General features: G+C 58.5%; 10 protein-coding genes. 2 read left to right on the top strand and 8 right to left on the bottom strand.

Going from position 1 to position 18,933, the window contains the following annotated elements; genetic code table 11:
* Positions 1-10 precede the first annotated feature (10 nt).
* From E5334_RS02900 to dnaE, 6 genes are all read right to left on the bottom strand, one after another.
* Complete coding sequence (locus E5334_RS02900) at positions 11-1,492, bottom strand: APC family permease (protein ID WP_136012086.1); 1,482 nt, start codon at positions 1,490-1,492, stop codon at positions 11-13.
* Between the two features lie 50 nt (positions 1,493-1,542).
* Positions 1,543-3,750, bottom strand: coding sequence for an APC family permease (locus E5334_RS02895; RefSeq protein WP_136012085.1), 2,208 nt, complete (start codon positions 3,748-3,750; stop codon positions 1,543-1,545).
* 67 nt (positions 3,751-3,817) lie between these two features.
* Positions 3,818-5,176, bottom strand: a complete 1,359-nt coding sequence (locus tag E5334_RS02890) for a C1 family peptidase (protein WP_136012084.1) — start codon at positions 5,174-5,176, stop codon at positions 3,818-3,820.
* 78 nt (positions 5,177-5,254) lie between these two features.
* On the bottom strand, positions 5,255-6,622 hold the full coding sequence (locus E5334_RS02885; RefSeq protein ID WP_136012083.1) for a C45 family autoproteolytic acyltransferase/hydrolase: 1,368 nt from the start codon (positions 6,620-6,622) through the stop codon (positions 5,255-5,257).
* A 221-nt stretch (positions 6,623-6,843) separates the two neighbouring features.
* Positions 6,844-8,313, bottom strand: coding sequence for an amino acid permease (locus E5334_RS02880; protein WP_136012082.1), 1,470 nt, complete (start codon positions 8,311-8,313; stop codon positions 6,844-6,846).
* Between the two features lie 224 nt (positions 8,314-8,537).
* A complete protein-coding gene (dnaE, locus tag E5334_RS02875; protein ID WP_136012081.1) occupies positions 8,538-12,395 on the bottom strand; it encodes a DNA polymerase III subunit alpha in 3,858 nt (1,285 codons plus the stop codon).
* A 323-nt stretch (positions 12,396-12,718) separates the two neighbouring features.
* Here dnaE and E5334_RS02870 point away from each other — a divergent pair, with 323 nt between their 5' ends.
* The gene (locus E5334_RS02870; RefSeq protein WP_136012080.1) at positions 12,719-15,553 is read left to right on the top strand and encodes a hypothetical protein; all 2,835 of its coding nucleotides are present in this window, start codon (positions 12,719-12,721) and stop codon (positions 15,551-15,553) included.
* A gap of 250 nt (positions 15,554-15,803) precedes the next feature.
* On the opposite strand, the gene E5334_RS02865 is transcribed toward E5334_RS02870, so the two are convergent.
* Both E5334_RS02865 and E5334_RS02860 read right to left on the bottom strand, forming a co-directional pair.
* Positions 15,804-16,256 (bottom strand): MarR family winged helix-turn-helix transcriptional regulator, encoded by a 453-nt coding sequence (locus E5334_RS02865; RefSeq protein ID WP_167604271.1) that lies wholly within the window; start codon positions 16,254-16,256, stop codon positions 15,804-15,806.
* A 661-nt stretch (positions 16,257-16,917) separates the two neighbouring features.
* Positions 16,918-17,229, bottom strand: a complete 312-nt coding sequence (locus E5334_RS02860; protein WP_136012078.1) for a YerC/YecD family TrpR-related protein — start codon at positions 17,227-17,229, stop codon at positions 16,918-16,920.
* A 96-nt stretch (positions 17,230-17,325) separates the two neighbouring features.
* On the opposite strand from E5334_RS02860, the gene E5334_RS02855 reads away from it, so the two are divergent.
* Positions 17,326-17,685, top strand: coding sequence for a phage holin family protein (locus E5334_RS02855; RefSeq protein ID WP_136012077.1), 360 nt, complete (start codon positions 17,326-17,328; stop codon positions 17,683-17,685).
* The last annotated feature ends 1,248 nt before the right edge of the window (positions 17,686-18,933 follow it).

Below are 18,933 nucleotides of genomic sequence, written 5' to 3'. Positions count from 1 at the left end.
GCTATCTCCACTAACTAAAGTCGATCTCGTGCTTGAAGATCCTCGTTTGGATGAGGTAATAGATTACACCAATAAGCACCCAACCCCATCCGATGAGAGCGATGTCGAAGTCGATAGAGAAGAAGATGGCGCCGGTGACCAGGGCACCCAATACCGGGAAGACAAGCGAGCGCAGAACAGGAAGCTTTGTCTTCTTGCGGATAAAGGCGTACCAGATCACACAGAGATTAAGCAGGCAGTAGGTAGACAGCGCGCCAAAATTGGAAAGCTTGGCCACCTGAGTCATGCCCAGCGGGATAAGGAACAGGAGCATCACCAAAGAGAGACCGCAGACAAAGAGAGTGGCCACCTGAGGGACGCCGGTCTTCTTATCCATGATGCCCAGCTCCTTGGGAAGGGCGCCCGAGCGACTCATGACATAGAGCACGCGTGAGATGGAGGTGGTGGCAGTAAGACCGGTAAAGGCGCCCAGAGCGATGGCGTTGGCCACAGCGCACACCACGCCAAACCAGGGGCCTCCTACCGCGCCAGCCAGAAGATAGAAGCCCGTGTTCTCATGACCTGCCATGATGGAGCCGGTGGGGTCTACCCAGGTGGCCACGAGGCACATGCCCACGAACATGCATGCCAAGATGATCACGATGAGGAGCATGGAATGGGCGGGGCCCTTCTTGGGATCCTTGGCCTCCTCGGTGAGGGTGGCCACGCAGCCGAAGCCCACAAAGGACATGGCGCCCAGCGAGACAGAGCCCATCATGCCGCTGAAGCTGAACTTCTGGGGGTTGAAGAGCGCAGTGAGGCTAAATCCCGAGGTCTCAGGATGTTGGAAGATGTAGACCACGCCAAAGACGATGAACATGGCGAAGACCACGATCTCGCAGATGAGCGCGATCTTTTCTACCTTGATAGCGTTGTTGAGGCTGCGGATGGACAGGAACGTGACAAATGCCAAGAACAGCAAGCACCATCCCCACACCGGCACCTGGGGCACGTATTGGTTGAGCGCCTGGCCCGCCTGGATGAACATGAGGTCGGGGGTGACCAAATACTGCAGCAACATGAGCCAACCTGCCACAAAGCCCACCGCCGGAGCCATGGTCTGGGAGGCATAGGTGTAGATGGAGCCCGAAGAGGGGAAGAGCGGGATCATCACGCCAAAGGAGAACACCGTGAAGAGCATGCCCACTGCGCCGATGAGGTAGGACAGGGCCGGCATGCCGCCAGACATCTGGAAGATGGAGGCATAGAGGGCGAAAGGTGCGATGGGCACCATCATGATCATGCCGTAGGAGACCATGTCCTTCACGGTGAGCTTGCCGGACAGCTCTTTTTTAGAAGGCGTGGTGGGAGGCTTGCCGCCTGCCGTCTCTGCATCGTGGTGATATTTGAGCCCCCGCTCAGAGGGGGTTGCGGCTACCTGTTGCGGGGCAGCCGCCGCGGGCGACGCCTTCGCGGTGGCGGAAGGCTGAGACCCTAAATCGCTCTGTGTCATAGAGCCCTGCTTTCGTTGGACAGAATCGAGTACTGACAATCCGGTAGACGCTACTTCGTAGTGGAGGATGGGGTGCTGTCGGAAGCCGAGGGGCCTTCCTGAGCGCCATCGGCGTTCTTATCGGCAGCCTTGGACGCCTCTTGCTCGGCAGCCAACGCCTCTTTGGCGGCACGCTCAGCCGAAGCCAACTGGGAGTCGGCCTGGATGCGGTTCTTCTCGGCTTGGATACGCACCTCTGCCTGAGCAGCGGCAGACTGAGCAGAGGCCAAGGCAGCCTCATCCTCTTTCTCAGCGGCTTGGGCAGCGCGCGCGTCGGCGGCTGGATCCTGAGGCACCGACTCCTGGGCCACCATAGCAGCCGAGGCAGCAGGAACATCAGGAGCCTGCTTGACGGCCACCTCGCTGGACGGGGTTGCGGCCTCCTCTTTGAGCCCCACATCGGCAGAGGTGCCGATCTTTGCCGCCTTGGATATCTGAGGCGGTTGGCTTAGCGGGATGCCTCCGCCAGCGACGCCGGCGGCATCGGCCGCAGGCTTCACGGGGTGATTGAGGGCTGCAGGGTCGTCGTCGGGGACAGTACCCTTTTGCGCCGCTTTGATGGCTGCCTCAGGCAGCTGCTCGTTGGGATTCCAGAGCTTCTTGATGGGCATGCCCATGGGGTTCTGGCCGTCGGCCAGCATGTCGGAGGGAACGTTGGACAGTACTTTCTGAGGCTTCTTGAGGCCCTCGACCTCCCAGGTGAAGGGAGCGAACTGATTGGATGCGTCCACCCAGTCGTGCTTGCGGGAAGCGCGATAGATGGCGAAGCACACACCAAGCACCACGACGATAAGCGCCAGGATGACGCCCACGTAAATGGCGGGGCTTCCCACCTCTTGGGAGACCTGGGCAGGAGGAATGATGGCCAACACGATGCCAAAGGCGCAGGCAGCCAAACCAAGGCCTGCCACCAGATAGGCGCCCACCTTGCCGCCGGGCACCTTGAAGCCGCGGGGACGGTTGGGTTGGTCGCGGCGGAGCCTCAAGAAGGACACGAACATGAGCACGTAATAGAGCATGTAGAGGATGGTGACGGCCTGGGTGATCAAGATCACGAAGCCCTCGATGTTGGGGATGAGGAAGCACAGGAACGCAATGACGGTCATGAATGCCATCTGCAGGTACATCAAGCGGCTAGGCATACCGTGCTTGTTGTTGGACTGCAGGGCCTTGGGCAGAAAGCCCGAACGACCCGCCTGGCCAAGCATGTAGGAAGGGCCGGCCATGTTGGTGACCAGCGATGCCATGGAAGCTCCCAGGCCTGCCCACACGAACAGGACGTAAATCCAAGGCGCCCCGAAGCACTGGCCGAGGATCTTATAGGTCTGGTTGAGGCCGTAGACCAGGTTCATTTGGGACTCGGGCGTCACAATGGCAATGACCAAAGTGCCCGCGATGAAGATGACGAGCGTAAGGATCATGCAGATGAAGATGGAGAGCGGGAACTCCTTTTGGGGGTTCTTGAGCTGTTTGATATGCGCAGCATTCATATCGATGCCTGCATAGGAGAAGAACACGCCGGCGGCCAATGAAAGCGTAGAGAGCTTGATGCCGTCACGGAAGGGATTGAATGCCTCGGGGCTCACCTCCACATTGGGGGTGTTGCCCTGAGCCAGCCATACGATGCACATGACGATCATGAAGGCCAGAGGGATAAACGTGCCGATAAGCACGCCATACTTGGTAATGCGGGCGAAGGCCTTGACACCCTTGGTGGAGATCCAGGTGAGGACCCAATAGTAGGCAAGCCATGCCAGGATGATGAAGAGCTGGAACTTGGGGTGGTTCATGAAATTGACGGCCCAGTCCCAGTCAGGCGTGTAGAAGCCGATGGTGGTGGAGGCGGTGGCTACGCCGGATCCAAAGTTAATGGCCGTTTGGAACCACAAGACCAGAAGGCAGGTAAAGGCAAGCCCGGGACCCATGGCCTCGCCGACCCACCTAAAGATGCCGCCGCGCTGACCCCAGCCGCTGGCGAGCTCGGCCGCCACAAGGCCTGTGGGCAAGAAGAAGACGATGGCGCCGATAACAAAGAGCGTCACCGAGGAAAGGCCGTAATAAGCCTGTTGCACGTCATTGGCCACCGAGCCAATGATGGTGACGTTCATCATGACCAGAGCCATGAGAGAGATATACTGACCGGATTTATCGGGCTTGGGCGCAGCCGTGACCGCTTTGGAGTGCCCTGCCACCTTATCGAGATGATGGTGTCCGAACATCAGAGGACCTTTCGTTTAAAGACACGAAAGGCGGAGAAGCTTCCTTGCCCCTCCGCCCCACGCAGGCTTAGTAGGCAGACACGGGGTTGAAGGTGCACCAGAAGGGCCAGACGATAGGCTCGGTATCCAGCACCTTTTGCAGCTCGTCGGAGAGCAGAGACTTCTTGATGGCCACCTCGTAGACGAAGTTGTCGAACCACTCATCGCCGCAGACGTAATAGCCGTTGTGGCCGACCTTCTTGCCATGGACCTCGGTGCCCCAGGAGTTTTCGATCTTCCACTTGTCGGGTTTGCCGTCGACCAAGTTGACGCCGGCGATCATCATGGCATGGGTAGGCAGGCTTTCGCGAGTGAGGTAGCGCTGGGCCTTGTCCATGGAGAAGTCAACGCCAAAGAGCTCGTCGAAATCATAGAGGTCCATGTCCATGACGCCGGCCTCTTCATCGCAGTGCTGCAGCACGTCGCAGCCAAACCAGACAGGCTCGCCGCTCTTGAGCTGGTCGATGACCAAGCCCTTGAGGGTGTCCATATCCACATTGAGATAGAGGTTCTCGCGCTCGGGGATCTGATCGGAATCCTCGATGGCATAGAGGCGCTTGTAGGGGTTGTCCTCGCCAGGGACATTGATGACGCCAATGTAGTCATCGAGGTCGATACCCACATACTTCTTGTAGAACTCCAGGGGGGTGAGCCCATAAACACCATGGAACTGCTTCTTGGTATCGGTGTACTCGAAATCCACCTTTACCGGAGGCTCGCCAAAGGCAACGCACAGCATGCGATAGACCTCGTCGAGCATCTGAGCCTGGACTTCCTCGATCTTCTTACCATCCACGCCTTCGCGCACCAGCGAGCGGATCTTGAGACCGTCCTGGCGCAGCAAGTGGGAGAGCTGGGTGTTGATCTGGGCGGTGTTGTTGGTGCAGGCGGTCTCAACCATGGCGGCATGAGGCACTACGCCGTACTTCTTGATAAGGCCGCAGACCATGTCCCAGTCGCCGCCGTCCTGCATAGGGGCACCAAAGAGCCAGGTGACCTCGCGGTCATCGAAAGGCTTGCTCGCAGTGGCTGCCACATGCTCCAAGAACCAATTGGCGCGCTCGAGCTTGTTGTAGAAGGCCAGATAGGCCTGGGAGAGCTCAAAGGTGCCCTGGGGCAAATCCAGGGTCTTCTCCACATGGAAGCGGCAGAAGTTCAAGCAGGCGAACATCCAGCAGCGGCCGGATTGCTTCTGATTGGCCACCGCCTGGCTGTCTACGTCGATAGAGAAGGCAAAGGCAGGCGTAGAGAGGTCTTTTGCCACCTGAGAGTTCTCAGAGGCGGCAAGGATGCCGTTTTTGGTGACCGCATTCTCTGCCACATGCTGGGTTTTTGCCTTGCTGTAAGACTGCGACATCTTGGCGATGGCTTCTTTAGTAAGTTTCATAATACATATCACCTTTACCGGTTTTGGTGTGAATAATTATGATTACGCCAGGGCGGGTCGACACCCGGGCGGAATTGCCTATTCGAAGAGCGTCCAAGGCTCGCTGGGGCGGCTCTTGGTATAGCCCTTCTGCCAATTCCAGAGAGGATGCTGCTCAAAGAAGGCGTCGGCATCGAACTCCACGCCGTCTGCGCGGCCGTAACGGCCCCACATGCGCATGGCGCGGATATCGTCATAGCCGGCAGCCTTGCCGTCGCAGGAGCCTGCGGGATAGAAGGGGACGTTCCATACAGCGTTGGGGTCGTCCGCCCAATACTGGGGATCCACGTCGTAATGGCTGCAGATGGTGCGGCTGGAGGGGTTGTTGTAGCCCACGTAGACGTCGTAGGTGTCTGCCAGCATCTTCTTGGCCAGCTCGCAGTCGATGGCGCCGGAATACTGATCGATAAGCTCCATCCACCGCTGGCGACGGGCCCCGGTCTGCTGGCGAGGGTCGTTGAATCCGTTGTCCTTGCACTCCAGGTTGCGGATGCGCGGGTCGAAGACCGCATTGCAGCCAAAGAAGCAGCCGTCGGCCTTGCGCTCCAGCGCCTGGAACTTGAGCCCCTGCTCGTATCGGGCGATCTCGCCTGTGTTGGTGTCTGCGATCAGCCACGCATTGGCGTAACCGCCGTTGTTGCCCTTGTCGATGATCTCCACGAACTCGTCGATGGTAGTGGCGAATTGAGCGGCCTCGCGAACGCGCACATACTCTGGGACGCCCGACTCGTCATAGCCGTTGAACCCCGCCAGCGTGGTCTCGGTGATAGCGAGACCTGCCGAGGTCACGTAATAGTCGGTCATGGAATCCAGATAGCAAGGGACCGTTTGCATCACGATGCGGTTCCCCTCGTTGGGAGTAATGTCCAAGCAGACGTTGAAATACTGGCCGCTCCAAAAATCATCGAAGGACTCATGGGCCAGCACTGGATGGCCGTCCTTGGTGGCAGAGCCGGTGGCGGCGATGGCCGAGCAGTGCGAGGCGCGGGGCACCATGACGTTGTTGGGCATGGCGCCAATGACTTTGGCGGCATTGAGGGGCCACCAATAGCCGGTGACCTCGTAATAGGCGTTCCAGCCGATAAGATCATCCACCGTTTGCGGGACCCCGGCGGCACTCAGGCCGTCGGCCATGCCTTGAAGCTCGTCGAGATAGCGCTCAGGGATCTTGTCCTTATGAAGGCGTACCGCCTGTTGACAGAACCAGTCATAGGTCATGCCGTAGACCTGAAGCGTCATGTACTTGTAGACCCTCTGGGCGTCGGCATACTCGTCGGCGAGCAGATACCCTTCTTGAAAGCCACATTCATAGGGGGTGCCAACGACCTTCACATGATGCCAGCCATTGACATCTTTTCGGCTAGCCTTCTCGAGCATTTTCTTTTGCTCAACGCTCATCTCACCCATAGAGACCTCTTTTGCATTGGGTTCAACGGTTTTCGATGGGATATATATCCACGGTTTTCGCAAGTAATCCTTTTAATTACTCTGAAAGACCCGCTCCATAGCGCTGCTACATCAGCTAAAACAGGTACTGCTCCCCTTTCTACGACAACCTGCGCAAAGGCCCATGCACACACCGGTTTAAGAGTGTTTTTGGCACTGGGATCCCACGGGACCGCGTTGCGCTAGAAGGCCGCCATGGAGAACAGGCAAAGCGCGGCCAGCGCTGCGCAGAGCACGCAGCAGACGATGACTTTCTCATATCGTTTGAGAGTGTCAGCTTGACCGTTGGCCTTGAGGCCAAAGAAGAACAATGGCAGCCCCAAAGCGAAGATGATGGAAGCCAACATGAGGTTTTCGAGGCCCGCCGCGAAGATGAGGATGACGCCAAAGAGCGACCCGGCAAGCCCTATGACAAAGGCGCGCGACCTCGATACCAGAGCGTGCGGCCACCCCTCATAGCTCACCGCTTGCTTTACCAAGAACGCGCAGCAAAAGAAGTAGGCCGGCGTGGCCATCACCGAAGTGATCGAAACCAAAGTGTCCCAGGCGTCAGGCCCCAACACGCAGGCGAACACAAGGAACAGCTGGGTGACCGCCGCGCTCCACAAAAGGGAGTGTCCTGGCGCACCGTAGGCGTTGCGCTCTTTGAAGAAGGCAGGAAAGATCCCGTACTCAGCAGCCGAAGTGGGCATTTGTCCCTGCAGGCACATCCACACCAGCCAGGAAGACAGAATGGCCACCACGATGCCCGCAGACACCAGCATCCTTCCCCAAGGCCCCACAAGCCCTTGGAGGATGGCAGCTGTAGAAGGAGAGCTCATGGATGCGATCTCATCCTGCGTAAAAGTGCCATAGGGCACCAGTGACACCAAAATGTAGAAGACCAAGGCCACAACGAACGCGATGCCCACTGCCCGGCCCACGGCCTTCTGGCTCACCGCGTCACCCGAGACTACCACGGCGCCTTCGATGCCGATAAACACCCACAGCGTGGTCATGAGCGCCGAGAGCGCTTGGGCCACCACCCCGTCAAAGGTGCCTCCTGAAGCGCCTGTGGCAGCTGCATTGTAAAAGGAATCCTGAAAAAGGCCCCAGTCAAAGGAGCCGATACATACCAGCACTAAGACCACGATAGGCACGAACTTGGCGATGGTGCCCACCAGATTGATGGACGCCGCCGTCTCAACGCCCCTGCGCGCCAATGCATAGATAGCCCACACCACCGCAGACGCGCCCACGCAGGCTATAGGGGTATTGCCAACCCCCAGCGCCGGCACAAGCGGAGAGAACGTCGCCATGATGAGCACGCCATACGTGGCCATGGCGCAACAGGAGGTGCACCAATAGCCCAGCGCGACCAGGAATGCCACAAGTTTGCCAAAGCCGGTGTCGGCATAGGAGAAGATTCCGTTGGTAAGGTCTGGCCTCACCTGCGCCAGAATGCGAAAGGTGGTGACCACAAACCCCATGCCCAACCCCGTTACTAGCCAGGCGATGAGCGTGGCCGCAGGGCATGCCAGGCCCGCAAGCGTCGACGGCAACGAGTAGATGCCCCCGCCCACCATGGCAGAGACGCTAATAGCCACAAGCCCCAAAAGGCCCACCCGGGCTGGTTGCATGGGTTTCTCGGTAGCAGTACGGCGAGACGACACAGAGGCTCCCTTCACATGACCTCGAGAAGGCAGCCATGACGCCCCTCCCCTCCAAGGATTACTTCCCAAGAGGAGAGGGTCGCAAGGACAGCAAAGGCCAATCACTCAGCTCTTTCAAGAACCCGAGAAAGGCTTAAAGCACCAAGGGCCTCCGTAGGCGCAGGCGCCTCGGGCAAGGACGGGCTCAGAGTCTGCGCGTCCAAGTGCAGAGAGACGGGCGAGCGTCAGGCGATCATGACGCGGCCGGCGGGCTCCACAAGATAGGCCACCTCGGCATAGAGCTGGACAGACCCCGCATCCACCTTGAGGGGGACTCCCAGTCGCAGCGGGACGTCCTCTCCGGAATCCACGAAGAGCTCCACGGAGTCCAGGCCGCGGTGGCGGTCGAGGATCTGGGCGAAGCGGCTGACGAACCCTTCGTCTAGCTGCTCGCTTGCCATGAGCACCTCGAACACCTTGGGCTTGTTGGCACGGTCGTCTAGCTGCAAGGTCTCGATGGTCTTGGCGATGAACTGGTCGCCGCGGTCGGAGCGGTCCACACGCCCCAGCACACGGATGAAGATGTCGCCCTCCACCTCGTCGGTGATGAGCAGGTCGGCCGCCTCCTTGTAGGTCTTGGGGAAGGCGATCACGTCGATCTTGTTCTCCAAGTCCTCCAAGGTGATGATGGCCATGGGGTCGCCCTTTTTGGTGGTGCGTTTCTGGACATCTGAAGCCATGCCGGCGATCCAGATCTCACGATCGTCGCTCACCTGCTTGATTGTGGCGATGCCGTCATCTCCCATCTGCTCGTAGCCGTTGAGCACCTCGCCAATGGAGTAGCTGCGGGCCTTAGTGAGGGCGTACTCGTAGGGCGCCAAAGGATGGTCTGAGACGTAGATGCCCAGCACGTCCTTTTCGAAGGCGAGCTTGAGATTGCGATCCCACTCTTCACCGTTGGGCTCCGGCAAATCTTGGGAGAAAGCTGCGTCCGAGGCGTCGTTGAACATGTCGAAGAACGACACCTGGCCTGCGGCGCGGTCTTTCTGACGCTTGGCGGCGGCATCGATGATGTTGGAAGGGTCGGTCTTGTCCACAAAGCCCATCATCTGCTTGCGGGGGTAGCCGCAGGAGTCGAAGGCGCCGGCCTTGATGAGGGCCTCGATGACGCGGCGCCCCACCTGGGAGGTGTCCACGCGGTCCACGAAGTCGTGGAGCGTCTTGAAGGGGCCGCCAGCGGCGCGCTCTTGAAGGATCACCTCAGCTGCGCCTTCGCCCACGCCGCGGATGCCGGCCAAACCAAAGCGCACGCCCTCGTCGGTGGCGGTGAACTCGGTGCCGGACTCATTGACGTCTGGAGGCAAGACGTCGATGCCCTCAGAGCGGCAGGCGCTGATGTAGTGGACGATCTTCTCGGTTTTACCCGTATAGCTGGTGAGCACCGCCGCCATGTACTCGCGGGGGTAGTAGGCCTTGAGCCAGGCCGTCTGCATGACGAGGATGGCGTAGCCTGCCGAATGGCTCTTGTTGAAGGCGTAAGAGGCGAACTCGAGGACGTCGTCCCAGATCTTCTGGGCCACCTCGCGCTTGTAGCCGTTCTTGATCGCGCCGTTGATCCAGTGGTCGTAGGTGGTCTCGTCGGAGCCGTCGTCCCAGTGAAAGACCGTGCTGGTGAGGAGCTTGATCTTCTTCTTGGCCACGGGCTTGCGGATGCGGGAGTCGCTCTCGCCGGCCGAGAAGCCGCTCATCTGCACCGAGATCTTCATGACCTGCTCCTGGTAGACCATGGTGCCGTAGGTCTCGTCCAGGATGTCTGAGAGGCGCTCGTCGTAGAAGGCAACTGGCTCGCGGCCGTTCATGCGGTTGATGTAGGAGTCCACCATGCCGGCGCCCAGGGGGCCGGGGCGATAGAGGGCGATGAGGGCCACCACCTGGCGATACTCCTTGGGCTGCATGGACTTGATGGTGGCGGTCATGCCGCCGGACTCCACCTGGAAGACGCCGGCGGTATGGCCTGCGCCCAAAAGCCTGTAGATAGCCGGGTCATCGAAGGGGATCTTCTCCACGTCGATGTCCACGCCGGTCGAGCCGGGCTTCAGCGTGGAGCGCACCGCCTCGGGGGCCGCGGCGGCACTAGCGGCGTCCGCATTGTTTGCCAGGATGTTTTTGAGGGCCTTGGAGATCACCGTGAGGGTGCGAAGGCCCAGAAAATCCATTTTGAGCAGGCCCATGTCTGCCACCGAATGGCCTTCGTACTGGGTGATCTCGTACTCGCTCTTGGTGTCCAGCTTGGTGGGCACGTGGTCGTTCACCGGCGTGGGAGCGATGAGCACCGCGCAGGCATGGACGCCCTCGCCGCGGGTGAGGCCCTCGATGGAGAGGGCAGTGTCGATGACTTTGTGGGCCTCGGGGTCATGGGCGTAGGCATCGGCGAAGTCAGGGCTGTAGAGGTCCTCTTTGCCGGGAGTCTTGTTGAGCACCATCTTGAGCTTGGCCTTGGGGTCGCCAGAGACCATCTTGGAGAGCTTCTGCCCCACATACACCGGATTGTCCAGCACGCGGTTGGCGTCGTTGATGGCTTGCTTGGCCTTGATGGTGGAGAAGGTGATGACATGGCATACACGCTCGGGGCCGTAGAGCTCGCGCACGTGCTGCACGACCTCCAGGCGACGCTCGTCGTCGAAGTCCATGTCGATATCGGGCATCTCAGAGCGCTCGGGCGACAGGAAGCGCTCGAACATGAGGCCGTTTTCCAGCGGGTCGAAGGAGGTGATGTTCATGGCATAGGCTACGATGGCGCCGGCGGCCGAGCCACGGCCGGGGCCAACGCCAATGCCGTTGTCTTTAGCCCACTGCACGTACTCCTGAACGATGAGGAAGTAGTCGGCGAAGCCCTTCTCGCAGATGACCTTGTACTCGTACTCGAAACGCTCCAGGATGGACTCGCCGCCAATGCTGCGCTCGCGCCAGTCGTCGCCGTAGCGCAGCGCCAAGCCGCGCTCGCACTCCTCGCGGAAGCGCTGCTCCGAGGTCTCCCCTTCTTTCAGGCCAGGGAACTTGGGCAGGTACATGGACGACCAGTCCAGCTCGAAGTGGCACTTGTTGGCGATCTCGACAGTGTTGTCGCAGGCCTCGGGGCACCAATCGAAAAGGGCGCGCATCTCCTCCTCGGTCTTCATGTAGAACTCGCCCTCGCCAGGAGCCGTTTGAGTCATGCGCATGCGGCTCTCGTCGTCCAAGGTCTTGCCCATGCCAATGCACTGCACCACGTCCTGGACGCCGGCGTCGCCGCGCAACAGGTAGTGGAAGTCATTGGTAGCCACCACCTTGACGCCTATGGTGCGGGCCATCTCCACCAGCGTCTCCGAGAGCCGGCGGTCGGTCCAGCCGTCGCGCACCTCAAGGTGGTGCTCCTGGAGCTCCAGGTAGAAGTCGTCTGCCCCAAAGGTGTCGCGAAAGGTCGTGGCCCAGCGCAGCGCCTCGCCGGGGTTGTTGGCCATGATGTTTCGAGGAATGATGCCCGCCACGCAGGCCGAGGTGCAGATGACGCCTTCGTGATGCTCCTGGAGCATCTCCAGCGTGACGCGGGGCTTGTAGTAGAAGCCCCTGGTGGCCGCATCAGAGACGATCTTCATGAGGTTCACGTAGCCGGTCTCGTTTTTGGCCAGCAGTATGAGGTGGTAGAGCTCGGGCTTATGGTCGCGGGACAGGGTGGAGTCCGGCGTGAAATAGACCTCGCAGCCAAAGATGGGCTTGATGCGCGGCTCCGGCTTCACCGTGTCAAGGTCTTCGCCCCGCTCGTGGCAGGCCATGTCGCGCTCCCACTGGGCATGGCGCACGACATCTGCCGCGTCGGGCTCTTCCACTGCACGGCCTTTCGCCAGGTTGTCCTTGTCGTGGAACCACTGGTCATAGTCTGGTTCTTGATGATTGATGGCATCGGTGGCCAACGCCAGCTCGGGCACGCCGCACATGTTGCCGTGGTCGGTGATGGCCACGGCCGGCATCCCCAGATCCACGGCCCTTTGCACCATATCCCCCACACGGGTCGCACCGTCCAGCATGGAGAAATCGGTGTGGTTGTGAAGGTGAACGAACGCCATAAGACAGCTGCCTCTCGATAAAAAAGGAGTCACATTGCGCTTGGGACTATTGATAGTACCTGACTCACCACAGGTCTCGAGCTTTTGGCAGAAGGTTTTTCTCGGCAGATTCTATGACGTTGCCGCCAGGTGATTCTATTTTAATTCTTATATTTTCTCCCCTGCCGAGAAACCCCTGCGTCCCGGCCTGTCGCCTAAGGGGTGGATGGCAACCTATCGCGCCTGTGCGCCTCACGGGCTTTGAGGCGCCATGAGGTTGTCGCGCCAAGAATCCCTTGATTGGGGGACAAACCTTGACACAGCCACAAGGTTAAGGAGCGCCGATGGCCCAGGCGGACACCCATACACTTCACAGCGCAGCCAACGACGTGCTGCATACCACCAATGTCGCCGAGCATCGCTTTGTGGACCTTTCCGAGGCCGACCCTTTAGCCGCCTTCTGCTTTGCGGTGGGGGTGCTGGCCATCGTCGTCATCATCGCCGCGGTGGTGTCGCCCGCGCTCAAGAGCCGGTTCAAATGGCTGGGCACCATGGGCGGCAAGTTTTTCCTGGTCATTGTGGGGGCGTTCTTCCTGCTGCTGCCTATCGCCATCCATCTGCCGGGCGCCTCAGGAGCGCTGTGGCCCACCTTGGCTCAGGCGATCCCCGCAACGTTTTACTACACCGTCAACATCACAGGCCTTTCGGGCGAGCTGGAGCTTTGGACGCCGGTGATCTATTCCATGCTGGGCCATGGCCTGTTGGCGACCCTCTATTACCAAGTGCTGTGCTTTTATACCGTGGCTGCCCCCATCATGCTGGCCTTGACGGCGGTGGATCTTATCGCCAACGGCATCACCGGGGCCGCCCTGTTTGTGGAAAGCCTCAAGAAGAGCGTCTTTCGCCGCCATATCTACGTGTTCTACGGCCTTAACGAGAGCACCTGCACGCTGGCCATCGACCTGTTGAGCCAGGTGCAAAACGTGTCCAGCCCCATCAAGTCCATCGCGCACCCCCTGCGAAGGGAGGCCAAGAAGCCCTCAGTGCCGCTGCTCATCTTTTGCAACTCCCAGAGCAACGCCGAAGACAACGGCCTTTTGGCCCAGCAAGTGCGCCAGGAGGCCTATGGGTGCGCCACGGTGCTCTTCACGCCGCTGGCCATCGACGTGATCCCCAACCGCCTTTCCTACCTGGCCCAGACCCGCTGTCCCACCTATTACCTCATCATCTCAGGAGACACCAACGAGAATGTGCGCGCCGCCTTGGAGCTCTGCGACTCCTTTGGGTCTCAGATGGCTCAGTGGGAGATGGACCGCCGCCGATGGGACCTCACTCGCATCGGCGAGAAGCCCAGCCTTTGCTCGCGCACCAAGACCTATGCCCGCAATATCCACGTATGGTGCGCCCATTCGAATCCCGACGATGGCCTGGTGTTCGACGCCCTTCCCCAACGCCGCGCCCCGTTGGAGCTCATCGACCGCCTCGCCCGACACGATCGCAGCGAAGCCGTCTCGGCCAAGCAACATCGCCGTGCCGCAGCCGCGCTCGCCCCCTTGATGGAGCGCGTGCGCAACCTCATCGAGGTGCGCCTTATCTCTGAGGAACGGGAGGTTATCTGGGACACGTTGGTGGCGCACCCTCTGACTTCCGTCCTCGACGATGTGGACCTGTCCTCTCAAATAGTCCCCGTCCAGCATCTCTATGTAGTTGTGCTGGGCCTTGGGGCGTTTGGGTCAGAAGCCGTGCGCGCCGCCTTCTGGCTTGGCCGCCTTCCCGGCGTGGAGCTGCGCATCATAGGCATAGACAAAGAGGGGAAGGCTGCCGCCAGCCGACTGGCCGCCCTCTGGCCCTCCATGATGGCCGAGACCACCAGGCAGGGCCAGCCTAGCTGCATCGTTTCCATGCCTCAGAGTCCCTCTGACTCTCACGACCCCTCTTCTGCCGTTTCCAGCGCCTCTCACCCGACCGTCCAAACTGCTGGCGCGACGAATGGAGGTGCCGCGCCTTCTGAGGCAGCCCCAGAGCCCTCTGCGCCCGCTGCCCCAGAGCCCTCTGCGCCCGATGTCCCCACCATCTCGGTGATAGAGATGGATGCCGAGGGCGAAGAGCTGCGGCCTTTCCTTCGCGGCCAGACTCAAAAGGCCTGGTTCCAAGGGCCTGACGGCTTGACTGACTGCGAGGTCTCGCTGCCCCAAAACGCACGCCTCTACTTCATGGTGTGCCTAGGGGACGACGAGCGCTCCGTCGACGTGGCGCTACGCTGCCAGCGCGAGCTGGTAATGCGCGTCCTGGACGGCCAGTTGGATGCAGGCACCCCGCCGCATCTCAACCCGCTGGTGGCAGTGCTGGTGCGCAACCAGGAGATGCTGGAATCTGTGGACTGCGCCCTGAGGGCCCACGAGCACTTCTCGGTAGTGCCCTTCGGGTCCACCGCCCAGGCTTTCTCGTTCGCGTCGATCATCGCGGCGCCCTGGGAGACGGCGGCCATCCGCCTCCAAGGCATCTACCAAACCATGAATCACCTCGTCAAAGAAGACCGCACCCCCGTCACCCACACCGAGGTCATGGAGGCCTACAACGCCTTCGAAGTCACCAAGCTTTCCAATAGGGCCGCCACTCGCTTCACCCCTTACCGCCTGTGGTGCGTGGGGCTCAAGAGCGACACGCCCTATGTGAGCGAAGCCTTGGAACAGCAGTACCTTCTCAAGCTCGACGTGCCCCATATCCACGAGCAGGTGCGCACGCCCCATAGCGCCGCCCGACGACTTCTCTGCGGCATCCACTACAAAGAGACAGGCACCTCGCCTGCAGCCTGCCAAACCCGACGCACACAGCTTGCCTCAGCCGAGGCCTCCCTCATTGCCGAGAAGCCCGTGCTTTCTCAGATGGCAGCCCTAGAGCATGCCCGGTGGTGCGCGTTTATGGCCGCCAACGGCTGGCAGCCCATTCAGGGCGACATGGAGGAGCTGGTGCGACTGGCTTCTTTCATGGGCCTTGAGCAGACTCCAGAAAAGCCCTTCCCCCACCGCTCCATACACCTCATGCGCAACTACTACCTGGAGCATGACCTGGTCACCTATCGCAACCACGGCGCCGACTGCCGCGATGACCCTTTCGCAGCCGATCGCCTGGTGACAGTGGCGTCCATTCACGCCATGAAGGACCCCCGCACAGAATAGCGTGCCTGCCAACAGTCAAAGAAGGGCATCCCTGCTGGAAGGGATGCCCTGTTCTCGTATCTTGCACCCGACTCTCAGGCTCATGTTCGAAGGCGCCCCCAGCTCTTCAAAGCTGAAGGGCGCCTTGCAGGTGGCAATGGATGGTTTTCTCGGCTTCATGGAGGCTCTGTGCCTCAGCAGGACGGCTTAGCCCATAGCGCACGTAGCGCAAAGCGCACGCAGCACCAACTTGGCAATAGAGACGTGCTGCTTAATCGGCCACGTTGCGGATCATAGTAGCCATGGTGCGCGCGCTCACGGAGAGCTCGGTGTCCTGAACCCCTTCGAAGAGCGAGTTGAACATGCGCTGTTCGAGCTCGGCATAATGAGGAGCCTCACGACGAGCTTTGCGGGTAGCCTCTACACGAAGCGCGCGGCCGTCGATGTGCGAAGGACGCAGCGTCACATAGCCGGCACGTTCGAGGCCAGAAACGAGCTTTTTGACATTCTGACGCGAGTAACCCATGTACGACGTGATGTCAGCCAGCGAGATCTCTGGCGAGCGAGAAGCCAGGACGATTTTGAGTGCCTCCCATTGACGGAAGGTGATGTCGCTGGACTCCGTTTCGAACAATGCCGGGATACGAGTGGTGAGCAGGCGGGTGCCCTCGACGATGAGACGGGCAGCGCGTTCTTGCTCTTCTTGCAGTGCAGCGTCTTGCATTGAGACCCCCTTTTTCCCTCCTACTGACTGGTTCTCCGAAAAATTGAGAAGTTTCCGCAGCCATTCTAACATACCGTTGTTAGTCGATATGTTATCTAGGTGCCAGTATATCTGCAAGGCTTTTTCTGAATTTTTCTTTAATGTATCGATTAATGGCAATATGTTCTGGCGAACGGCATAACCGCAGCGCATTGGGGTCAAATTCAGATTCTAAAATGATATTTTTGGCTTTCTCCCCTCAATAACTAGCAACAATCGGTCCTTGTGAACGAGTTCCCTAATATTCCAATAAACAGGAATTTCTGAAAGTTTTCTGACAGATTATTTGATCTAACAGTTCTATTGATATCGAAATGTATTAGTTCATTTCTGTTCCTATGGCATCTCGATAGAAGACAGTTCTAAATGATACTATTTCACTTTATATATTTGAATATTTTGTTTATTTGGTTGGTATAAACACCGAGTTTAGACGGCATTTCATTTAATAATTCTCACGCGTTAATGTAGCAACGAGCGTAAGGAATGAAACGACAGGATATTCCTAGTGACTGATATATCAATACACTTTATTGGGGGAGTTTTCTCCCCCAGACATTTAGCTCTTAAAACTCTTTTCTCAAAAGCCAATGATCGAGGTGAGTGCGCAGTCCCCACAGCCTTACTCTTTGGCCGAAGCGTTAAGGGTGTCAAGCACCCAGCGATATCCACCCACATCGCCATTGAGAAACTTCGAGACCCGGCTCACGGTAGTAGAAGACGCCCCCGTAACCCTTTGGACCTGAGCGTAGGGTTGCCCTTCATCCAACATCTGGGCAACCTGAAGGCGTTGAGCCATGTCAGATATCTCGCGGCTGGTGCATAAATCCACCAACAGCGCCTGCACCTGCTCTTGAGTATGGGCTGCCATCACCGCTTCTACCAGTACTTGGACGTCAGGCTGAGACAGCTGAGCTTCGCGCTGGGGATCCATCTGCTGCTCCTAGGGTATAAGACCTGGGTTACAATTCGTTTTTCTATGGTAGCGCGACGGGATTGTCCTACTGGTGCAAACCGAAAGGAAATCATTGTGAGCTTCATCTTGAAATGGCTGATAACCGCTATCGCCACTATCGCCGCCATCAATCTGGTCCCAGGAATCATTGCAGTAGGAGGCCCCTGGATTGGGCCTATTGCCTGCTCGCTTATGCTGGCACTGATCGATGTGTCCATCAAGCCCATACTGCAGGTCTTAAGCATCCCTATCACCGTGATCACTCTGGGCATCTTCTACCTCATCGTCAATGCCCTGTTGCTAGAGCTTGCCAGTTGGCTTTCTACCTCGGTTCTTGGTGTAGGCATCTATATCGAGAGCTTTGGCGCAGCCTTCCTAGGTGCCATCATCATCTCCATCGTCTCAGCCATTCTCTCTTCTGTAATGGGCGCCTAGGAGAAGCAGTGAGAGCTTTTTCGCACAGCTGAGATGTGCCCTCTTCCACTCAGTTTGAGTGGGTCGCGTCTATAAAGCTGCGGTCGAATGACGACCCCAATATCTATGGGTCCTGTGTGGCCTGCCCAACTGAGCAGGCCACGCACAACGTGCCATTTGTGCTCTGCTCTCTGCGCCTGGCACAATGCGTTCTTTGTGCCCAAGGCTCGGTGTTTTAGAGGGGGCCAATGTACTGTCCTTGACTGCACCCTAGTTGCGCGTGCGTAAGCTTCCCTTCTAAAACAGACTAACAGGACAAAAAGCGTGCTGTGAATTGGGACGTTGACGCAGGTCAACGTCCCTTTTTTGGGTGTTTAAATCTGGAAGGCTATTTTCACACGGGGACCCTGACAGAGGGTGTGCTGGCAGAGGCCCTATCACCCCAGATGAAGGCTGCAGAATCGAGCCGTTACATCCTAATGGCAGGAGGGCTCGATGAAAAAGGTGATCTATGGAGTCTGCGGGGCCAAGATGTAGAGGAGCGACAACGCTTGCGACTACTAAGTACATTTCTTCCGTACATCTCCTTCGGCACGCGCCTACTAAGTACAATTGAATATGAAACCAACTCTGTGAGCTTGGGTGATGTGATACTTAAATATAAAGTGACGCAGATTTTAGGCAAAATTGGCCTACTAAGTACTTAGTAGGCGCGAATGCATGGAATGGTACTTAGTAGGCATGAAATGCCGCTCAGTCCAAACCCCATCTGCCCTGCGTCCCCATCTCGCAGGTGGATCTGCTTTTGACTTTCCAGAATTTACCTGGGGGCTTTGCGGTTTGAAAGCATCTTTACTTTCAAACCGCCCCCCTTCTGGCCGCAAAGAGTACTAATAAATAATAAAGGTAGATTTGGCCAACAGGTTAGGGAGTGTTGACGCAGGTCTGACACAGGTCAACACCCCTTATCACAGCACACGTTTTGTCCTATAGGCCAAACATGGAGCCACTGCGACAAGAAAAAGCTGGCTTGGTTGCCCAAGCCAGCTTTTTCATGACACGAGTGCTCAGTAAAGCCCCTTAGGGGTTCTACTCCTTAGAAGTATCAGGCTCGGAAGCAGCAGTCTTCTTTGTCCTAGGAGTCTTTGCGGCAGGCTTCTTTGCACCTGTCGATTTTGGCTCAGAAACCTTAGCGGTACTCTTTGCCTTGGATTTTGGCTTCGTAGAAGTGGATGCGGCTTTTGTCGTGATAGCAGGTTTGCTTGGAGA

The organism is Muricaecibacterium torontonense (assembly GCF_004793925.1).
Classification (GTDB): Bacteria; Actinomycetota; Coriobacteriia; order Coriobacteriales; family Atopobiaceae; genus Leptogranulimonas; species Leptogranulimonas caecicola.
This window is presented reverse-complemented; position numbering and strand designations above follow the sequence as displayed.